Origin of the sequence: Rhizobium sp. N731 (assembly GCF_001664145.1) — a bacterium.
GTDB lineage: Bacteria > Pseudomonadota > Alphaproteobacteria > Rhizobiales > Rhizobiaceae > Rhizobium > Rhizobium esperanzae.
This window is the reverse complement of the sequence record NZ_CP013601.1, coordinates 3,573,902-3,589,259: the sequence shown is the minus strand read 5'-3', so window position 1 is coordinate 3,589,259 and position 15,358 is coordinate 3,573,902. Positions and strand designations below refer to the sequence as shown.

The following is a 15,358-nucleotide window of genomic DNA, read 5'->3' as shown; positions in this document are numbered from 1 at the left end:
GAACACTTTTGAAGGAGGCCTCAATGGCACCTCGCGTTCTCGTATCCGACGAATTGTCGGAAACCGCCGTCCAGATCTTCCGCGACCGCGGCGTCGAAGTCGATTTCGAACCGCAGCTCGGCAAGGACAAGGACCGTCTGCTCGAAGTCATCGGCAAGTATGATGGTCTGGCCATCCGCTCCGCCACTAAAGTGACGGAAAAGATCATCGAAGGGGCGAAGAACCTCAAGGTTGTCGGCCGCGCCGGCATCGGCGTCGACAATGTCGATATCCCGGCCGCCTCGCGCCGCGGCATCATCGTCATGAACACGCCTTTCGGCAATTCGATCACGACCGCCGAACACGCAATCGCCCTGATGCTCGCCGTCGCCCGCCAGCTTCCGGCTGCCGATGCCTCGACGCAGGCCGGCAAATGGGAGAAGTCGAAATTCATGGGCGTCGAGATCACCGGCAAGACGCTCGGCGTCATTGGCGCCGGCAATATCGGCTCGATCGTCTGCTCCCGCGCCATCGGCCTGAAGATGCATGTCGTCGCCTATGACCCGTTCCTTTCCAAGGAGCGCGCCGAGGAGATGGGCGTCACCAAGGTTGAGCTCGACGAGCTTTTCGCCCGCGCCGATTTCATCACGCTGCACGTACCGATGACCGACAAGACGCGCGGCATCCTCAATAAGGAAGCTCTGGCAAAGACGAAGCCCGGCGTGCGCATCATCAACTGCGCCCGCGGTGGCCTTGTCGATGAAGCGGCGCTTGCCGAAGCCATCAAGTCCGGCCATGTCGCCGGTGCTGCCTTCGACGTCTTCGAAGTCGAGCCCGCCAAGGAAAGCCCGCTCTTTGGCCTGCCGAACGTCGTCTGCACGCCGCATCTCGGCGCTTCGACGACCGAGGCGCAGGAAAACGTCGCGCTGCAGGTCGCCGAACAGATGTCGGATTACCTCGTCAAGGGCGCGGTCTCCAACGCCATCAACATGCCGTCGATCACCGCGGAAGAGGCGCCGATCCTGAAGCCGTTCATTCGTCTTGCCGACGTTCTCGGCGCCTTTGTCGGCCAGGTCACCGAAGAGCCGATCAAGGAAATCGAAATCCTCTATGACGGTGTGACCGCCAGCATGAACACGCGGGCACTGACGAGCGCGGTTCTTGCGGGCTTGATCCGCCCGCAGGTCGCCGACGTCAACATGGTTTCCGCGCCGATCATGATCAAGGAAAAGGGCATCGTGCTTTCCGAGGTCAAGCGCGACAAAACAGGCGTCTTCGACGGCTATATCAAGCTGACGGTCACGACCGAAAGCATGACGCGCTCCGTCGCCGGCACGGTGTTTTCGGATGGCAAGCCGCGCTTCATCCAGATCAAGGGCATCAATCTCGATGCCGATGTCGGTTCGCACATGATCTACATCACCAATACCGACGTCCCCGGCATGATCGGCTTCATCGGCATGACGCTCGGCACTGCCGGAGTCAACATCGCCAACTTCCAGCTCGGCCGAGATAAGCAGGGTGGCGACGCCATTGCGCTGCTCTACGTCGACGGCGAGGTGGATGACGGCGTGCTCACGCAGCTGACGGCGCACCAGGCGATCCGCCAGGCAAAGCTGCTGACCTTCAACATCGACTGAGTTTCCTTCCTCCCAAGGAAACAGGGGAAACCCGGCGCCGGAAACGGCGCCGGGTTTCTGCCTCAGCAATGGGTATATTTCAGTGGGGCAACCGCTTGCGGCGGACGATGTTGCCGAAGCGGGCTCTATCGTCCTCAGCCTTGGTGCGATGAAGGAAGGCGCGCCTGCTGCCGTCGAGACCCTGGAAGAATTCGTCCCAGGATATCTCCTCCTGCGTTTCCGAGGAAAAATCGACGCGGACAGTTTCGCTGTCGCTCGCGTCCTTGATGCGGGCGGGGTGGCCGCCGCGCGCCTCGATCCAGTGTCTGATCCTGGTGTAATCCGCCGTCGTGCCGAACCTTGCCATGAAACCCTCCGCAGCATTCGATTGCGACATTGATCACCCGCAACGCATGACCGACAGAATAGTTCCATAGGGCGAAATTATTTTTTTCACGGTTTCCAGTTGTGCCAGTCAAGCATTCGTTATTTTGAGAACGGCGCCCGCAGCCGCATAATTCGTATGGCTGGAAGGAGGATGTATATGAAACGCTATTCATTCTCGATAATCGGACTGGCGCTGATGACCGCCATCATCGCCAATCCAGGCATCGCATTCGCCTGCAACAAGCTGATCGGCACCTGAGCCGCACCCCCGCTTTCAAGGCGTGGCCTCGGCCGCGCCTTTCCTTTCTGACTGGCGAGACTCGGCCGCCCGAAAGCCGCCCCTTGCGTCCCGATACAATCCTTTCTATATCGATCGCTTATCGAAAGGCGGCCGATCCCGCCTGATACAGTAATCCGCCGTAATTGCAGCGCAAGGGCGGATGATGAGCGCGCAGAATTTGGCACCACCTTTGAACACACTGGATTTTGACAAGAAGCCGGAAGAAACCCGCGTCGTCGTCGCCATGTCGGGCGGCGTCGATTCCTCCGTCGTGGCCGGCCTTCTCAAACAGCAAGGTTACGACGTGCTCGGCATCACGCTGCAGCTTTACGATCATGGCGCCGCTGTTCACCGCGCCGGCTCCTGCTGCGCCGGCCAGGATATTGACGACGCCCGCCGCGTCTGCGAAACCCTCGGCATTCCGCATTACGTGCTCGATTACGAGAAGCGCTTTCGCGAGACGGTGATCAATCCTTTCGCCGAAAGCTATGTGGCGGGCGAAACACCGATCCCCTGCGTCTCCTGCAACCAGACCGTCAAGTTCGCCGACCTTCTGGCAACGGCGAAGGAGCTTGGCGCTGATGCGCTGGCGACTGGTCACTATATCCGCTCGCGGCCAAACCCCTCGTCTGAACATGCCGGCCGCCGCGCCCTTTTCCGCCCGGCCGACGCCGACCGCGACCAGAGCTATTTCCTGTTTGCCACGACGCAGGAGCAGATCGACTATCTCCGCTTTCCCTTAGGCGGCCTGCCAAAGGCCGAGACTCGCCGGCTCGCCGAAGAGATGGGCCTTGTCGTCGCGAAGAAGGCCGATAGCCAGGATATCTGCTTCGTGCCGCAGGGCAAATATTCCGACATCATCACCAAGCTGAAGCCGAATGCGGCGCTCGCCGGCGAGATCGTCCATCTTGACGGCCGCGTGTTGGGAACGCACGAAGGCATACTGCACTTCACCATCGGCCAGCGCCGCGGCATCGGCATCGCCACCGGCGAGCCGCTCTACGTCGTCTATCTCGACGCCCGCTCGCGCCGCGTCATCGTCGGGCCGAAGGAGGCGCTGGAAACGCATCGCGTCTATCTGCGCGACGTCAATTGGCTGGGCGACGTCCCGCTCGCAGAAGCCGCTGTCGGTGAAGGTTTCGCCTGCTACGCCAAGGTCCGTTCGACGCGGGCACCGGCGCCGGCCGTACTGCATGTCGATGCGACCGGCACCTATGTCGATCTGACGGTCGGTGAGGCAGGCATCGCGCCGGGGCAAGCCTGCGCGCTTTATTCTGCGCCCGGCGACGACGCCCGCGTCTTCGGCGGCGGTTTCATCGAGCGCTCCGAACGCGAACCTTCGGCCGAAGCCTCGCTCAGGGCTCTGCTGGCCGACCCCGTCGCCGCCTGAAACCAATCGGAAACGACGGGCGGCAAAGCTCAGCGTTTTTCTCCATCATGCGCTTGACACAAAGCCGAAGCGCACCTTATAAGCCGCTCATCCCACGAGCCCGCAGCGCTTCGCGAGCAGGTGTCGTTTGACCAGTGGCGGAGTAGCTCAGTAGGTCAGAGCAGAGGAATCATAATCCTTGTGTCGGGGGTTCAAATCCCTCCTCCGCTACCAGTCAAATTCTATCATAAAATTACTGGTTAGTTCAAAATTGCTCTGGGATTTCCGGGGCCTCATGTCGCACGAAAAACCTTGTTTTCCGGCACGTCCTTTTTCGTGCCGGCGCGTCAATGCGGCATAGATTGCGACATAGATGGCCCACAAATAAATCTGGGAATGAGGGTGCACGCGGGTCTTCTGGCGCTTTGCCTTTCAAGCTTCGACCCGCCCCCGCTACGCCGTTGGGTGAAAAGCCTACGCCAGATGGCGGAATGGAGATGGACAACCTTTGCGGATATTTTTATGCAATGAAGGTCATCCAACTTACTATGCGCTCAGTGCTAATCGTGACCTGTGGTTTCCTTCCGGGATGCTGGCAGCCGGAGTGTGATCCAGCGATGCCTGAGCTGCTGCGCAATTTACACGCTACGGTAGGCTGGTGGAGCGAGGGGTGCCCACCTCCGGAAGATTTCCGCCGTCAATCCTTGAAGGAAGCGGATTCGCCGCAGCTTTCGGGAAGATTGCGATCGCGGTTTCCGCTAGGGAGTGATGAGACGGCTATGGAGAGATATTTGCTGGCGGAAGGGTTCCAGATTTCCTCCCCCTGCGGCGAGCGCGCTCCAAGAGTGCGTCAAGCTCAATTTCATCAAGAAAGTTGCCCATATCCGATGAATGCCAAGATAGCTTGGGAAAGAGCGGAGGACGGTAAATTAGCCTGGATCAAAACTCACGTCTTTTACAAATATCCCTAACAACCAATCCACTGCGATAACCGAGGCCAGCGCTATCTGTAGAGCATAAAATGCAATATGGGCATTTTCATCGCCCAAAGATGGGATGCAGCAGCGATAATAATTGCCCATAAGGCCAGCGAGAACATGACCGCGGCTAACCTGATTCCCATTGACTGCATCAGTTCCTCCATCCCAGATAATCGTCCCTCCTCGGACGATCTATTGCTAGCAGGGCGCAGGTCGATCAGCTATCGCAAGAAATCGCTACTGGATCGTCGCTGCAGCGCGCGCTCGAAAAGATGCAATGTTTGGCGATGGGGCGCCCCTTTTCCTCTCTCTCAAACGACAAAGTGGAAGTTGTCGTATTGCGCACCATAATAGTCGGGGCCGCTCGTTTCGGTGATGACGGGCTCAGTGTCGAGCACGAGATAGTCAATCTGGCCATAGGCGCTGAGATCAATCACTTGCGGGTCATGAATGCTGTCGGCGGTCACGTTGACGGTAACCAAGAACACGGTATCGCCGTTCAGCCTACCTTCGATCGTTAGAACGTTGTCATAGTCTGATGTGCCATTTGCCACGCTGAATTGCTCGATCTGGAAGGTGCCGCCATCGGCGGCCTGGATGGGTGTCCAGAAGACGCCGCCTGACAGATAATGATTGCCGTCGGCTTCCTTTTGTATCGCTGCATCGTCACCATCGTGCCAGGCGCCCCAATCGATGCCCTTGTAGCCTGTGGGGAAATCATGTTTGCCGACATCCTCGAAATTGACGAAGATGTCGCCACGCTCCGGCAGGTCTACAGCGATATTGAGCAAGCCGAAGTCGGTGGCGCCTTTGCCGTCCGAGATCTTGAATTTGAACTGGTCGAGGAGTTGATCTCCCGGGCCGAGCGCTGATACCACGGGATTGGAGTGATCGAGTTCATAGGTGTAGTAGCCGTCGGAGTAGATGGTCAGCGTGCCGTATTTTCCCTCGATCGTCGTCGTCGGGGCCGGTCCGTCTTGATTGGCCGGTTGCGGAATTCGCTGCCCGTTCACGAAGTTGAGACGCACAAGATCTCCGTCGGCATCCGTGGAACCGTCCAGCATGTTGCCGTCAACCAGCTTGTCGACGTCGAAAATAGGCTGGTATACGTCACCTGCGATCGGCTTGTGGTTTGCCATTTCTACCTCCCGTGTGAAGTAGTGCTCAAATATGCAACCCTATCGGGCGCTTCGCAACGAAATTTGACGGAGCGTCAGATCAATTCAACCTGTCAAATCCAACAGGGGCAATTTTTCTGCAGCTCAAATATCCAAGTAGAGGCATCGGCTTCGACGTCTGCCAGCCTGATGATGACGTTATCCAGACGATATACTGCATTGATTGCTTCAATGCAGGCCGCCCACTCCGAGCAAGCTTTCTACTGCTTCGTGATCCCTCGACAAGTCCGACGGCGTTCCGGTCCAGGCCACTCTGCCGCGTTCGAGAATGATGACCCGATCGGCGAAGTCGAGCGCGCTTTGGATGCGTTGTTCGACCAGAAGGATTGTCATGTCGCCTGATTTGGCGAGTTCCGTGAAGGCCGCCATCAGTTCCTCGCAGATCACGGGCGCCAGGCCCTCCAACGGTTCGTCGAGCAGCAGCACGGACGGGCGGCCGAGAATGGTGCGGGCTGTTGAAAGCATCTGCTGCTCGCCGCCCGAGAGCTGGTTGCCGAGGTTGCGGCGGCGCTCCTTCAGGCGCGGGAACAGGGCATAGGCTTCCTCCAATGCCGTCTTCGGCCGCGCCTTCAGACCGACGAAAAGGTTCTCTTCGACGGTCAGCGTCGGAAAGATGCAGCGCGTCTGAGGCACATAGCCGAGGCCCTTATGGGCGCGTGTTGCGCTCGGTGCTGCGGTGACGTCCGAACCACCGAGGTGGATCTGGCCTTGATACCGCCTGGTCTGGCCGGCAAGTGTTGCCAGGAGCGTGGTCTTGCCCATGCCGTTGCGGCCGAGCACGGCAAGCCGGGCGCCTGCCGGCACGGTGAAGGAGATGCCTTCGAGCACCCGCGTCGGCCCGTATCCGGCCGACAGGTTTTCAACCTTAAGCGACAGGGCTGGCATTGGCATAACTCCCGAGATAGGCCTCGCGGACGCGCGCATTGCTGGTGACGTCTTCAGGCCGGCCGTCGAAGATGATTGTGCCTGATGCAAGCACGATGACACGTTTGGCAAAACGAAAGACGAGATCCATGTCGTGCTCGATCATCAGGACGGCGAGGTCGGCAGGCAGTTCTGCCAGCGCCTGCTCGATGCGGCCCGTATCGCTCTGCGGCACGCCGGCCGCCGGCTCATCGAGCAACAGCACTTTCGGCTTCAGCGCCAGCGCCACTGCGAGCTCCAGAAGCCGCTGCTGCCCATAGGCAATCTCGCTGACCATGCGATGCATCAGAGAGGCCAATCCGAGTTTTCCGAGGAGTTCATCGACCTCCGCCATGACATCCGGCATACGAAGGAAATTTCCGAACATATTGCCAGTCTTTCCGTCGCGCTGAAGCACGGCAAGTCCCAGATGTTCGGCCGGTGTCATATCCTGGAAAAGGCGCGTCACCTGAAAGGACCTGATAAGGCCGCGTTTGACCCTGCCGGCGGCATCGACCGCCGTCACCGTCTCGCCGCCGAGGCGGACCTCGCCGGAATCGGGGGACAGATTGCCGGTGACGAGATTGACGAAGGTGGTCTTGCCGGCGCCGTTCGGGCCAATCAGCGCAACACGGTCGCCGGGCGCCATCGCCAGCGAGACATCATTGGTCACGACAAGGCCGCCGAACGCTTTCCTGAGATTGGCGACTTCGAAGACGGGATTCATGAGCGCTCTTTTCTGCGACGGGCAATGAAGGTTGCGGCTGTTCCGTAAAGCCCCTTGGGCGCGAAGAGCACGACGGCGATCAGCAGCGCGCCGACCATGGTCAGCCAGTGAAAGGGATTGGCGGCCGAGACGGTGTCCTCGAAGAGCATGAAGATAACCGTGCCGGAGAGCGCTCCGAAAAGAGAGCCGGCGCCGCCGAGCACGAGCATGACGAGCGCCTCGGCCGACTGGGTGAAGGACAGGCTGTCCAGGCCGACGACCTGCGTTGAGATCGCGTTCAAGGCGCCGCCGACCCCGGCAACCGCGCCCGAGATGGCGTACATCCTGATGAGGGCGCCCTTCGGCGAACCACCCATGGCGCGGATACGCAATGGGTCCTGTTTGATGGCGCGGCAGAGCATGCCGAAGGGTGAACGCACCAGCAATCTCAGCAGCACGAAGACAATAAGCAGCAGCGCCATTCCGAAAAAGAAGGCGGTGCGGCCATAAAGATCGAATTCAAAAAAGCCGAGGACCGGGTCGGGCGCGATGCCGGAAAGTCCATCACTGCCTCCTGTCCATGAGGAGGCCTTGTTGGCGAATTCGTGGAAGAGGTGAATGAGGGCAATCGACAGCACGAGCTGCGGCAGGCCATGCGCGCGCAGAATGATCGCGCCGCTGAGCAGCCCGGAAGCTACGCCGCCGGCAATGCCGGCAAGCAGCATCAGCAGCGGATCATTGATGTTGTAATGCGCCGACAGGATGCCGGCGGCATAGGCGCCGGAGCCGAACAGGGCGGCATGGCCGAGCGTCGCTACGCCGCAATAACCGGTCACGAGATCGAGTGAGAGCACGAGCAGCGCGATGGTGATCATCCGCGTCAGAAGCGCGAGATTGTCGGGGAAGGCGAAATAGCCGATGGCGGCAACGGCGATGATCATGATAAGGCCGGCGAGATCGCGGCTGAGATAACCGCGCCGATGCTGTAGACGTCCGTTTTCGTTGTTCAACACAAGCGCCATCTCACTTCGCCCTCCCGGCAAGGCCGCGCGGGAAGACGCAGATGATCGCGATCACGGCAAGATAGAAGAAGAATTCCCCGAACTCTGGCATCAGATAGCGGCCCGTCGTATCGATCGCGCCGAGCAGCAGGCAGGCGATCAGCGCGCCGGGAATGGATCCGGCGCCGCCGACGGAGACGACGACCAGGAAGGTCACCATGTAGCGCAGCGCGTAATAGGGCTCGACCGGCAAGAGTTCGGCACCGACCACGCCGCCGAAGGCGGCAAGCCCGACGGCGATGGCAAAGCTCACCGCATAGATGATCTCTGTGCGCACGCCGAGTGCCGCCGCCATCGCAGCGTCATCGACGGAGGCGCGCAGCTTGACGCCGAAGCTGGTCCTTTCGATCGCAAACCAGAGCGCGAGCGCAACGGCGAGCCCGCAAAGGACGGCGAAAAGCCGGTGAACGGGAATAGTGCGAAAGCCGAGATCGGCCGAGCCCTGCAGCGCTCCGGCAAGCGGTATGGTCTTCAGCGTTGGTCCCATCAGGTAGTTCGCGATGCCGATGACGCAGAAGGTGATGCCGATCGTCATCAGCACCTGGGTCAGCTCCGGGGCGCCGTAGATCCGGCGGTAGAGGAAGCGCTCGAGCGGGATTGCGATGATGATCGTGGCGACCACGGCGGCGATGACTGCCACCGCATAACCAAGGCCGAGGTCACGTGCGGCATAGGAGGCGACATAGCCTCCGATCATCGCGAAGGCGCCGTGAGCGAGGTTGACGACACGCATCAGCCCCATGGTGACGGAAAGGCCGATCGATATCACGAAGAGCACCATGCCATAGGCTAGGGCGTCGACGGCTATGCTGAAGACTGTCTGCATGGAACTACCTGATTGAATGCGACGGGCCTGGAGTTGCAAGTCCGCCGCATGTTCTGACGCCCGATGTTACTTGGCCGCTGCCAGGCCCGGATCGCCCTGCTTCTCGAAGGTCTGGACCTCCTTGTTGATGTAGGTCCCGTCGTCGGCCTTGGCGACTTCGCGCAGATAGATGTTCTGCGTGATGTGGCGGCTTTCCGGATCGATCGAAACCGGGCCGCGCGGGCTCACCCAGGCAAGGCCCTTCACCGCATCGACAGCCTTTTCAGCATCCTGCTTGCCGCCCGTCGCCTCGATCATCTTGTAGATGACATACATGCCGTCATAGGCGCTGACTGCGGGGAAGGAGAGTTCGGCCTTGTTGCCGATCGCCTTGGTGGCCGCCTCGACGAAAGCCTTGTTCTCGGGAGAATCGTGCGACACGGCATAGTGGAAGGTCGTCTGGATGCCGAGCGCGGCGTCACCGAGCGCCGGCAGGTCGGATTCCTGCGTCAGGTCGCCCGGTGCGAAGAACCTGATGCCGGCGGCCTTCAAGCCATTCTCGTTATAAGCCTTGACGAAGCCAAGCGTCGTCGGACCCGACGGCAGGAAGGCGAAGACGCCCTCGGCTCCGGAATCCTTGATGCGCTGCATGATCGGGCTGAAGTCGTTGGTCGCAAGCGGCATGCGGATTGCCTCGACCACCTGACCGCCCGCCTTTTCGAAGCCGGCCTTGAAGGCATTCTCGGCGTCGATGCCGGGGCCGTAATCGCTGACGACCGAGATCACTTTCTTGACGCCTGCGTCGGAGGCGACCTTGGCGATCGGCGTCGAGGTCTGCCAAGTTGTAAACGAGGTGCGCACGACGAGCGGGCTCTTGGTGACGATCGCCGAGGTGGCGGCGTTCATGATGACCATCGGCACGTTGCCCTGCTTCAAGATCGGCGTCACCGCCATGGCGTCGGGGGTGAAATAGAAGCCGGCGAGATACTGGACCTTTTCCTTGACGATCAGTTCCTGCGCCAGCGCCTTGGATTGGGCCGGATCGGCCTGCGGCACGTCGCGGTAGACGATCTCGACCGTGTCGCTGCCGACCTTGCTGCCGTTGACAGCCATATAGGCGTCGATGCCGGCCTTGAAGTTCTTGCCCTGGAGCGCGAAGGGACCGGAGAACGGCCCGATGACGCCGACCTTGATGGTGTCGGCATAGGCGCTGGTGCCCATAACAATTGCCGCAGCGGCGGCCAGAAACAGCTTCCTCATTCTTCTCTCTCCCTTTTCGGCGTACTCCAGCGCCGTATTGAATTTCAGGTTAGCTTGTCATGCGAAATGGTGATGTAAAATGAAATAAATCCCCGAACACATGATTTGCTGGTTATGGTTCTGCGTCGTCGTGACTCGCTCTGTTCACCGGCGTATGCGCAGCTTTCATCCCTCGATCTTCGCGTCAGAACGGCAATCCCACGTAGTTTTCCGCGAGCACCGTGGAGGCCGCACGGGAATGTGTGAGATAGTCGAGTTCGGCTTCCTGAATCTTTTGATCGAAATCGCCGGTATCGGGAAACCGGTGCATTATCGTCGTCATCCACCAGGAAAACCGCACCGCTTTCCATACGCGGGCGAGCGCCGTCTGCGAATAGGCGACGATGCCGCTCTCGGAGCCTTCACGGTAATGCTCGAGGAGCCCGCAGAACAGGTAATGGACATCGCTTGCTGCAAGGTTCAGCCCTTTGGCACCGGTCGGCGGCACGATATGGGCGGCGTCGCCGACGAGGAAGAGCCGGCCGAAACGCATGGGCTCGGCGACGAAGGAGCGTAAAGGAGCGATCGATTTCTCGAAGGACGGGGCGGTCGTCAATGCCTCGGCGTGATGGGCCGGCAGGCGCCGCCTCAACTCGTCCCAGAAGCGATCGTCGCTCCAGTCTTCGATCTTCGCGTCGAGCGGGCATTGGATATAGTAGCGGCTGCGCGTGGCCGAGCGCATCGAACAGAGCGCGAAGCCCCTCGGGTGGTTGGCGTAGATCAGTTCATGGCTGACTGGCGCCACGTCGGCAAGCAGGCCCAGCCAGCCGAAGGGATAGACCTTCTCGAAACTTCGGATCGCCCGTTCGGGAATGGCTCTGCGGCTTGTTCCATGAAAGCCGTCGCAGCCGGCGATGAAATCGCAATCAATGCGGCAGCCGATACCATCCTTCGTGTAGGTAACGAAGGGCGAACCGCCGTCAATACCATGTGGAACCACATCGGCGGCATCATAGATCGAAAGGGCGCCACAAGCTTCCCGCCGCTCCATGAGATCGCGCGTCACCTCGGTTTGTCCGTAGACGGTCACGCGCCTGCCGCCGGTCAATTGGTGAAGATCGATGCGATGGTCGCGGCCGTCGAAGGCCAGCGAGAAGCCGTCATGCGGCAAGCCTTCGGCATGCAATCTTGCCCCGGCTTTGGCCTCGTCCAACAGCCCGACAGTACCTTCCTCCAGCACGCCGGCGCGGACGCGGCCGAGGATATAGTTCTTGCTCACGCGGTCGAGGATGACGTTGTCGATTCCAGCTTCGGTCAGAAGCTGACCGAGCAGCAGGCCGGATGGTCCCGAACCGATGATGGCGACCTGGGTTCGCAAATGCTTCCTCCCTTGCATTTTTTGCGTTTTGTCAGATTCTGCCCCGCCGCCATTGCCGCAACAATGGACATTCCGCCCCAAAAATTGCATTTATCGAACATTGGTACGGGAGGAAGCCGATGAGCGGGCATATACCTACCTACGAGCTCTATGGCGAAAATACCGGTCGTTCGCCGGAATTTTGGTTGCATAGCGAGACAATCCGCTCCCGCAGCAGCCTGCATCAATGGGAGATTCGGCTTCACCGCCACGAGAGCTTCTTTCAGATATTATACATCGGAGCCGGCTCGGGCGATGCGATCTTCGGCAAGAGGAGCCATGCCATCCGTCCGCCGGCGGTCATCACGGTACCCCCTGGACTCGATCACGGCTTTCGCTTCTCACGTGATATCGACGGCCTCGTGATCACTATATTGAGGTCACATCTCAGCCACCCGCCCGGCGAGCGAAGCCATCTCGGCGAGTGGTTGGCGATGCCGCGTCTGACGCCGCTCGATCCCGATAATGCCGAGGCTGCCTATGTCATGCAGACGCTGAGGCGGCTCGGCGACGAATTCGAAAACCGCCGCGGTGGCCGCAACGAGGTATTGGCTGCCTATGTCGGGCTGGCGTTGCGGCTGACGGCGCGGATTTCGCATGAGGGACATGCGCAGGAGCTTCCTTCAAACGAGAACGAGCGGCGGATGGTGATGCTGGACGAACTGATCCAGCAGCATTTCCGATCGCACAGACCGGCTTCCTTCTATGCCAAGGAACTCGGCGTTTCGTCGACGCATCTCACCCGTATCGTTCGCTCCATGACGGGAAACACCCCGCATGAGCTGATCGCCGGGAAACTGATCGAGGAGGCGAAGCGCCAGCTCGTCTTTACGATCGGCAGCGTTCAGGAGATCGGATTTCGCCTCGGCTTTGCCGATCCGGCCTATTTCTCGCGCTTCTTCCTGAAATATACCGGCGAAACGCCGCGGGTCTGGCGGATGAACGAAAAAGCTCGGCTTGAACGGGCATAGGTTCCGGCATTCGGCCATCCGACATCGCGTGCGTCAGTCGCAGATGTCTCACGCCGCCGGCCACGTCCAGTCCCGCACCTCCGGCATGTCCTCGCCGTATTCCCTGACATAGTCGTGATGCTCGGCGAGCTTGCCTTGGAAGGCGGCAAGCGCGTCTTTTGCCTTCTCCTTCAGGCCCGGCACGCGCTCGATGGCTTCGATGGCGAGATGGTAGCGGTCGAGTTCGTTGAGGACGGTCATGTCGAAAGGCGTGGTCGTAGTACCTTCCTCGATAAAGCCGCGGACGTGGATGTTCTCGTGGTTGGTGCGCTTATAGGTCAGGCGGTGAATGAGATAGGGATAGCCGTGATAGGCGAAAATGACCGGCTTGTCGGCGGTGAAGATCGCGTCGAAGGCCTCGTCGGAAAGGCCATGCGGATGCTGGTCCCTGGATTGCAGTGCCAGGAGGTCGACGACATTGACGGTGCGGATCTTCAGCTCGGGAATGGCCGTGCGCAGAAGATCGACGGCGGCGAGCGTTTCCATCGTCGGGACATCGCCGGCGCAGGCCATGACGAGATCAGGCGAGATCGTGTCCTCCTCGTTGCTTGCCCAGCGCCAGATGCCGATGCCGGCCTCGCAATGTTTCACCGCCTCGTCCATCGACAGCCATTGCGGCTCCGGCTGCTTGCCGGCGACGATGACGTTGACGCGATCATAGGTGCACAGGCAATGATCGCCGACCCAGAGCAGGGTGTTGGCGTCCGGCGGCAGGTAGATGCGGACGATGTCGGCCTTTTTGTTGGCGACGAGGTCGACGAAGCCGGGATCCTGGTGGCTGAAGCCGTTATGGTCCTGGCGCCAGACATGCGAGGTCAGCAGGTAGTTCAGCGATGAGATCGGCTTTCGCCATTCGAGCTCGCGTGTCACCTTCAGCCATTTGGCATGCTGGTTGAACATGGAATCGATGATGTGGATGAAGGCCTCATAGCAGGAAAAGAGGCCGTGCCGGCCGGTCAGCAGGTAACCCTCCAGCCATCCTTGGCAGAGATGTTCCGAAAGCACCTCCATGACATGCCCATCGCGAGAGAGGTGGACATCATAGGGTTCTATATCCTCCATCCAGACGCGGTCGGTGACGTCGAAGACGCTGCCGAGGCGGTTCGATTCTGTCTCGTCGGGGCCGAAGATGCGAAAGTTTGCCGCCTCCGTGTTGAGCTTCATTGTGTCGCGCAGGTAATGGCCGAGGATCTCGGTGGACTGCGCCGTGACGCTGCCGCGCCTGCCGACATCGACCGCATAATCCTCGATAGCGGGAACCACCAATTCCTTGCGCAGTAAGCCGCCATTGGCATGCGGATTGGCGCCCATGCGGCGTTTGCCGACAGGGGCGAGTGCGCGCAGTTCGGATTTAAGCCGACCGTCGGCGCCGAACAGGTCTTCGGGATCGTAGCTTTGCATCCAGTCCTCGAGAATCTTGCGATGGCCTTCATTCTCGCGGCAGTTGGAGACCGGCACCTGGTGGGCGCGCCAGAAACCTTCCACCTTCTGGCCGTCGACTTCTTTCGGACCGGTCCAGCCCTTGGGGCTGCGCAGCACGATCATTGGCCAGCGCGGGCAGCCCGCCGCAGCCTTGCCGCTGCGGGCTTGCTCCTGGATTTCGCGGATGCGGTCGAAGACTTGGTCCAGCGTCGCTGCCATCTGTTGATGCATGTCGCGCGGCTCATGGCCGTCGACGAAAAACGGCTCGTAGCCGTAGCCTTCGAAGAGACGTCGGAGGTCGTCGTCATTGGCCCGGCCGAGAATGGTCGGATTGGCGATCTTGTAGCCGTTCAGATGCAGGATGGGCAGAACGGCGCCGTCGCGGGCGGGATTGAGGAACTTGTTGGAATTCCAGCTGGCGGCGAGCGGCCCGGTTTCGGCCTCGCCGTCGCCGACGATGCAGGCGACGGTGAGGTCGGGATTGTCGAAGGCGGCGCCATAGGCATGGACGAGGGCGTAGCCGAGTTCGCCACCTTCATGGATCGATCCCGGTGTTTCCGGCGCCGCATGGCTCGGAATGCCGCCGGGAAAGGAGAATTGCCGGAAAAGCTTGCGCATACCTTCGGCATCCTCTGAGATATCGGGATAGATTTCGCTGTAGGTGCCTTCGAGATAGGTGTTGGCGACCATGCCCGGCCCGCCGTGACCGGGGCCGCAGATGTAGATGATGTCGAGATCGCGGGCGCGGATGAGGCGGTTCAGATGCGCATAGATGAAGTTGAGGCCAGGTGTCGTGCCCCAGTGGCCGAGCAGGCGGGGCTTGATGTGCTCTGACTTCAGCGGCTCGCGCAGCAGCGGATTGGCAAGCAGGTAGATCTGGCCGACTGAGAGATAGTTGGCCGCCCGCCAGTAGCGGTCGATCAGAGCGAGTTCAGCATCGGTCAGGGCGGCGGCGGTCGAGACATGCTTTTCCATGGGGCTTCTCCCGTTCGAAAACGCGTTC

General features: G+C 60.4%; 13 protein-coding genes and 1 tRNA gene. 5 read left to right on the top strand and 9 right to left on the bottom strand.

Annotation, left to right across the window (positions count from 1 at the left end; genetic code table 11):
• Positions 1 to 23: 23 nt before the first annotated feature.
• Entirely contained in the window at positions 24 to 1,619 is a 1,596-nt protein-coding gene (gene serA, locus AMK02_RS17490) for a phosphoglycerate dehydrogenase (protein ID WP_064804760.1), read from the top strand.
• Positions 1,620 to 1,698: 79 nt separating this feature from the next.
• Here serA and AMK02_RS17485 read toward each other — a convergent pair whose 3' ends face one another.
• Positions 1,699 to 1,965 (bottom strand): hypothetical protein, encoded by a 267-nt coding sequence (locus AMK02_RS17485; RefSeq protein WP_064806313.1) that lies wholly within the window; start codon positions 1,963 to 1,965, stop codon positions 1,699 to 1,701.
• A 490-nt stretch (positions 1,966 to 2,455) separates the two neighbouring features.
• Here AMK02_RS17485 and mnmA point away from each other — a divergent pair, with 490 nt between their 5' ends.
• From mnmA to AMK02_RS31270, 3 genes are all read left to right on the top strand, one after another.
• Entirely contained in the window at positions 2,456 to 3,655 is a 1,200-nt protein-coding gene (mnmA, locus tag AMK02_RS17480) for a tRNA 2-thiouridine(34) synthase MnmA (protein ID WP_064804758.1), read from the top strand.
• A gap of 136 nt (positions 3,656 to 3,791) precedes the next feature.
• A tRNA-Met gene (locus tag AMK02_RS17475) sits at positions 3,792 to 3,868 on the top strand.
• Positions 3,869 to 4,125: 257 nt separating this feature from the next.
• Positions 4,126 to 4,605, top strand: a complete 480-nt coding sequence (locus tag AMK02_RS31270) for a hypothetical protein (RefSeq protein ID WP_145924234.1) — start codon at positions 4,126 to 4,128, stop codon at positions 4,603 to 4,605.
• 320 nt (positions 4,606 to 4,925) lie between these two features.
• Here AMK02_RS31270 and AMK02_RS17470 read toward each other — a convergent pair whose 3' ends face one another.
• From AMK02_RS17470 to pobA, 7 genes are all read right to left on the bottom strand, one after another.
• Positions 4,926 to 5,753: a VCBS domain-containing protein gene (locus tag AMK02_RS17470; protein WP_064804756.1), complete on the bottom strand. Its 828-nt coding sequence runs from the start codon at positions 5,751 to 5,753 to the stop codon at positions 4,926 to 4,928.
• A gap of 207 nt (positions 5,754 to 5,960) precedes the next feature.
• Positions 5,961 to 6,677 (bottom strand): ABC transporter ATP-binding protein, encoded by a 717-nt coding sequence (locus AMK02_RS17465; RefSeq protein WP_064804755.1) that lies wholly within the window; start codon positions 6,675 to 6,677, stop codon positions 5,961 to 5,963.
• On the bottom strand, positions 6,658 to 7,422 hold the full coding sequence (locus tag AMK02_RS17460) for an ABC transporter ATP-binding protein (protein ID WP_064804754.1): 765 nt from the start codon (positions 7,420 to 7,422) through the stop codon (positions 6,658 to 6,660). Before AMK02_RS17460 ends, AMK02_RS17465 begins: the two co-directional genes overlap by 20 nt.
• Positions 7,419 to 8,423 carry a branched-chain amino acid ABC transporter permease gene (locus tag AMK02_RS17455; RefSeq protein ID WP_064804753.1) on the bottom strand — a complete coding sequence of 335 codons (1,005 nt, stop codon included), beginning with the start codon at positions 8,421 to 8,423 and terminating at the stop codon, positions 7,419 to 7,421. Before AMK02_RS17455 ends, AMK02_RS17460 begins: the two co-directional genes overlap by 4 nt.
• 1 nt (position 8,424) lies before the next feature.
• Positions 8,425 to 9,288, bottom strand: a complete 864-nt coding sequence (locus tag AMK02_RS17450) for a branched-chain amino acid ABC transporter permease (RefSeq protein WP_064804751.1) — start codon at positions 9,286 to 9,288, stop codon at positions 8,425 to 8,427.
• Between the two features lie 66 nt (positions 9,289 to 9,354).
• Entirely contained in the window at positions 9,355 to 10,527 is a 1,173-nt protein-coding gene (locus AMK02_RS17445) for an ABC transporter substrate-binding protein (protein ID WP_064804749.1), read from the bottom strand.
• A 184-nt stretch (positions 10,528 to 10,711) separates the two neighbouring features.
• Positions 10,712 to 11,884, bottom strand: a complete 1,173-nt coding sequence (pobA, locus tag AMK02_RS17440) for a 4-hydroxybenzoate 3-monooxygenase (protein ID WP_064804746.1) — start codon at positions 11,882 to 11,884, stop codon at positions 10,712 to 10,714.
• A 119-nt stretch (positions 11,885 to 12,003) separates the two neighbouring features.
• Here pobA and AMK02_RS17435 point away from each other — a divergent pair, with 119 nt between their 5' ends.
• A complete protein-coding gene (locus tag AMK02_RS17435) occupies positions 12,004 to 12,894 on the top strand; it encodes a helix-turn-helix domain-containing protein (protein ID WP_064804744.1) in 891 nt (296 codons plus the stop codon).
• A gap of 48 nt (positions 12,895 to 12,942) precedes the next feature.
• On the opposite strand, the gene AMK02_RS17430 is transcribed toward AMK02_RS17435, so the two are convergent.
• Positions 12,943 to 15,330 carry a phosphoketolase family protein gene (locus tag AMK02_RS17430; RefSeq protein WP_064804742.1) on the bottom strand — a complete coding sequence of 796 codons (2,388 nt, stop codon included), beginning with the start codon at positions 15,328 to 15,330 and terminating at the stop codon, positions 12,943 to 12,945.
• Between the last annotated feature and the right edge of the window lie 28 nt (positions 15,331 to 15,358).

Excerpts from the sequence above, each read along its gene's own strand:
- AMK02_RS17485 (WP_064806313.1), bottom strand. The coding sequence starts at position 1,965 with ATGGCAAGGTTCGGCACGACGGCGGATTACACCAGGATCAGACACTGG.
- AMK02_RS17430 (WP_064804742.1), bottom strand. The coding sequence starts at position 15,330 with ATGGAAAAGCATGTCTCGACCGCCGCCGCCCTGACCGATGCTGAACTC.
- AMK02_RS17435 (WP_064804744.1), top strand. The coding sequence starts at position 12,004 with ATGAGCGGGCATATACCTACCTACGAGCTCTATGGCGAAAATACCGGT.
- AMK02_RS17450 (WP_064804751.1), bottom strand. The coding sequence starts at position 9,288 with ATGCAGACAGTCTTCAGCATAGCCGTCGACGCCCTAGCCTATGGCATG.
- AMK02_RS17470 (WP_064804756.1), bottom strand. The coding sequence starts at position 5,753 with ATGGCAAACCACAAGCCGATCGCAGGTGACGTATACCAGCCTATTTTC.
- AMK02_RS17465 (WP_064804755.1), bottom strand. The coding sequence starts at position 6,677 with ATGCCAGCCCTGTCGCTTAAGGTTGAAAACCTGTCGGCCGGATACGGG.
- AMK02_RS17460 (WP_064804754.1), bottom strand. The coding sequence starts at position 7,422 with ATGAATCCCGTCTTCGAAGTCGCCAATCTCAGGAAAGCGTTCGGCGGC.
- serA (WP_064804760.1), top strand. The coding sequence starts at position 24 with ATGGCACCTCGCGTTCTCGTATCCGACGAATTGTCGGAAACCGCCGTC.
- AMK02_RS31270 (WP_145924234.1), top strand. The coding sequence starts at position 4,126 with ATGGAGATGGACAACCTTTGCGGATATTTTTATGCAATGAAGGTCATC.
- AMK02_RS17455 (WP_064804753.1), bottom strand. The coding sequence starts at position 8,423 with ATGGCGCTTGTGTTGAACAACGAAAACGGACGTCTACAGCATCGGCGC.
- AMK02_RS17445 (WP_064804749.1), bottom strand. The coding sequence starts at position 10,527 with ATGAGGAAGCTGTTTCTGGCCGCCGCTGCGGCAATTGTTATGGGCACC.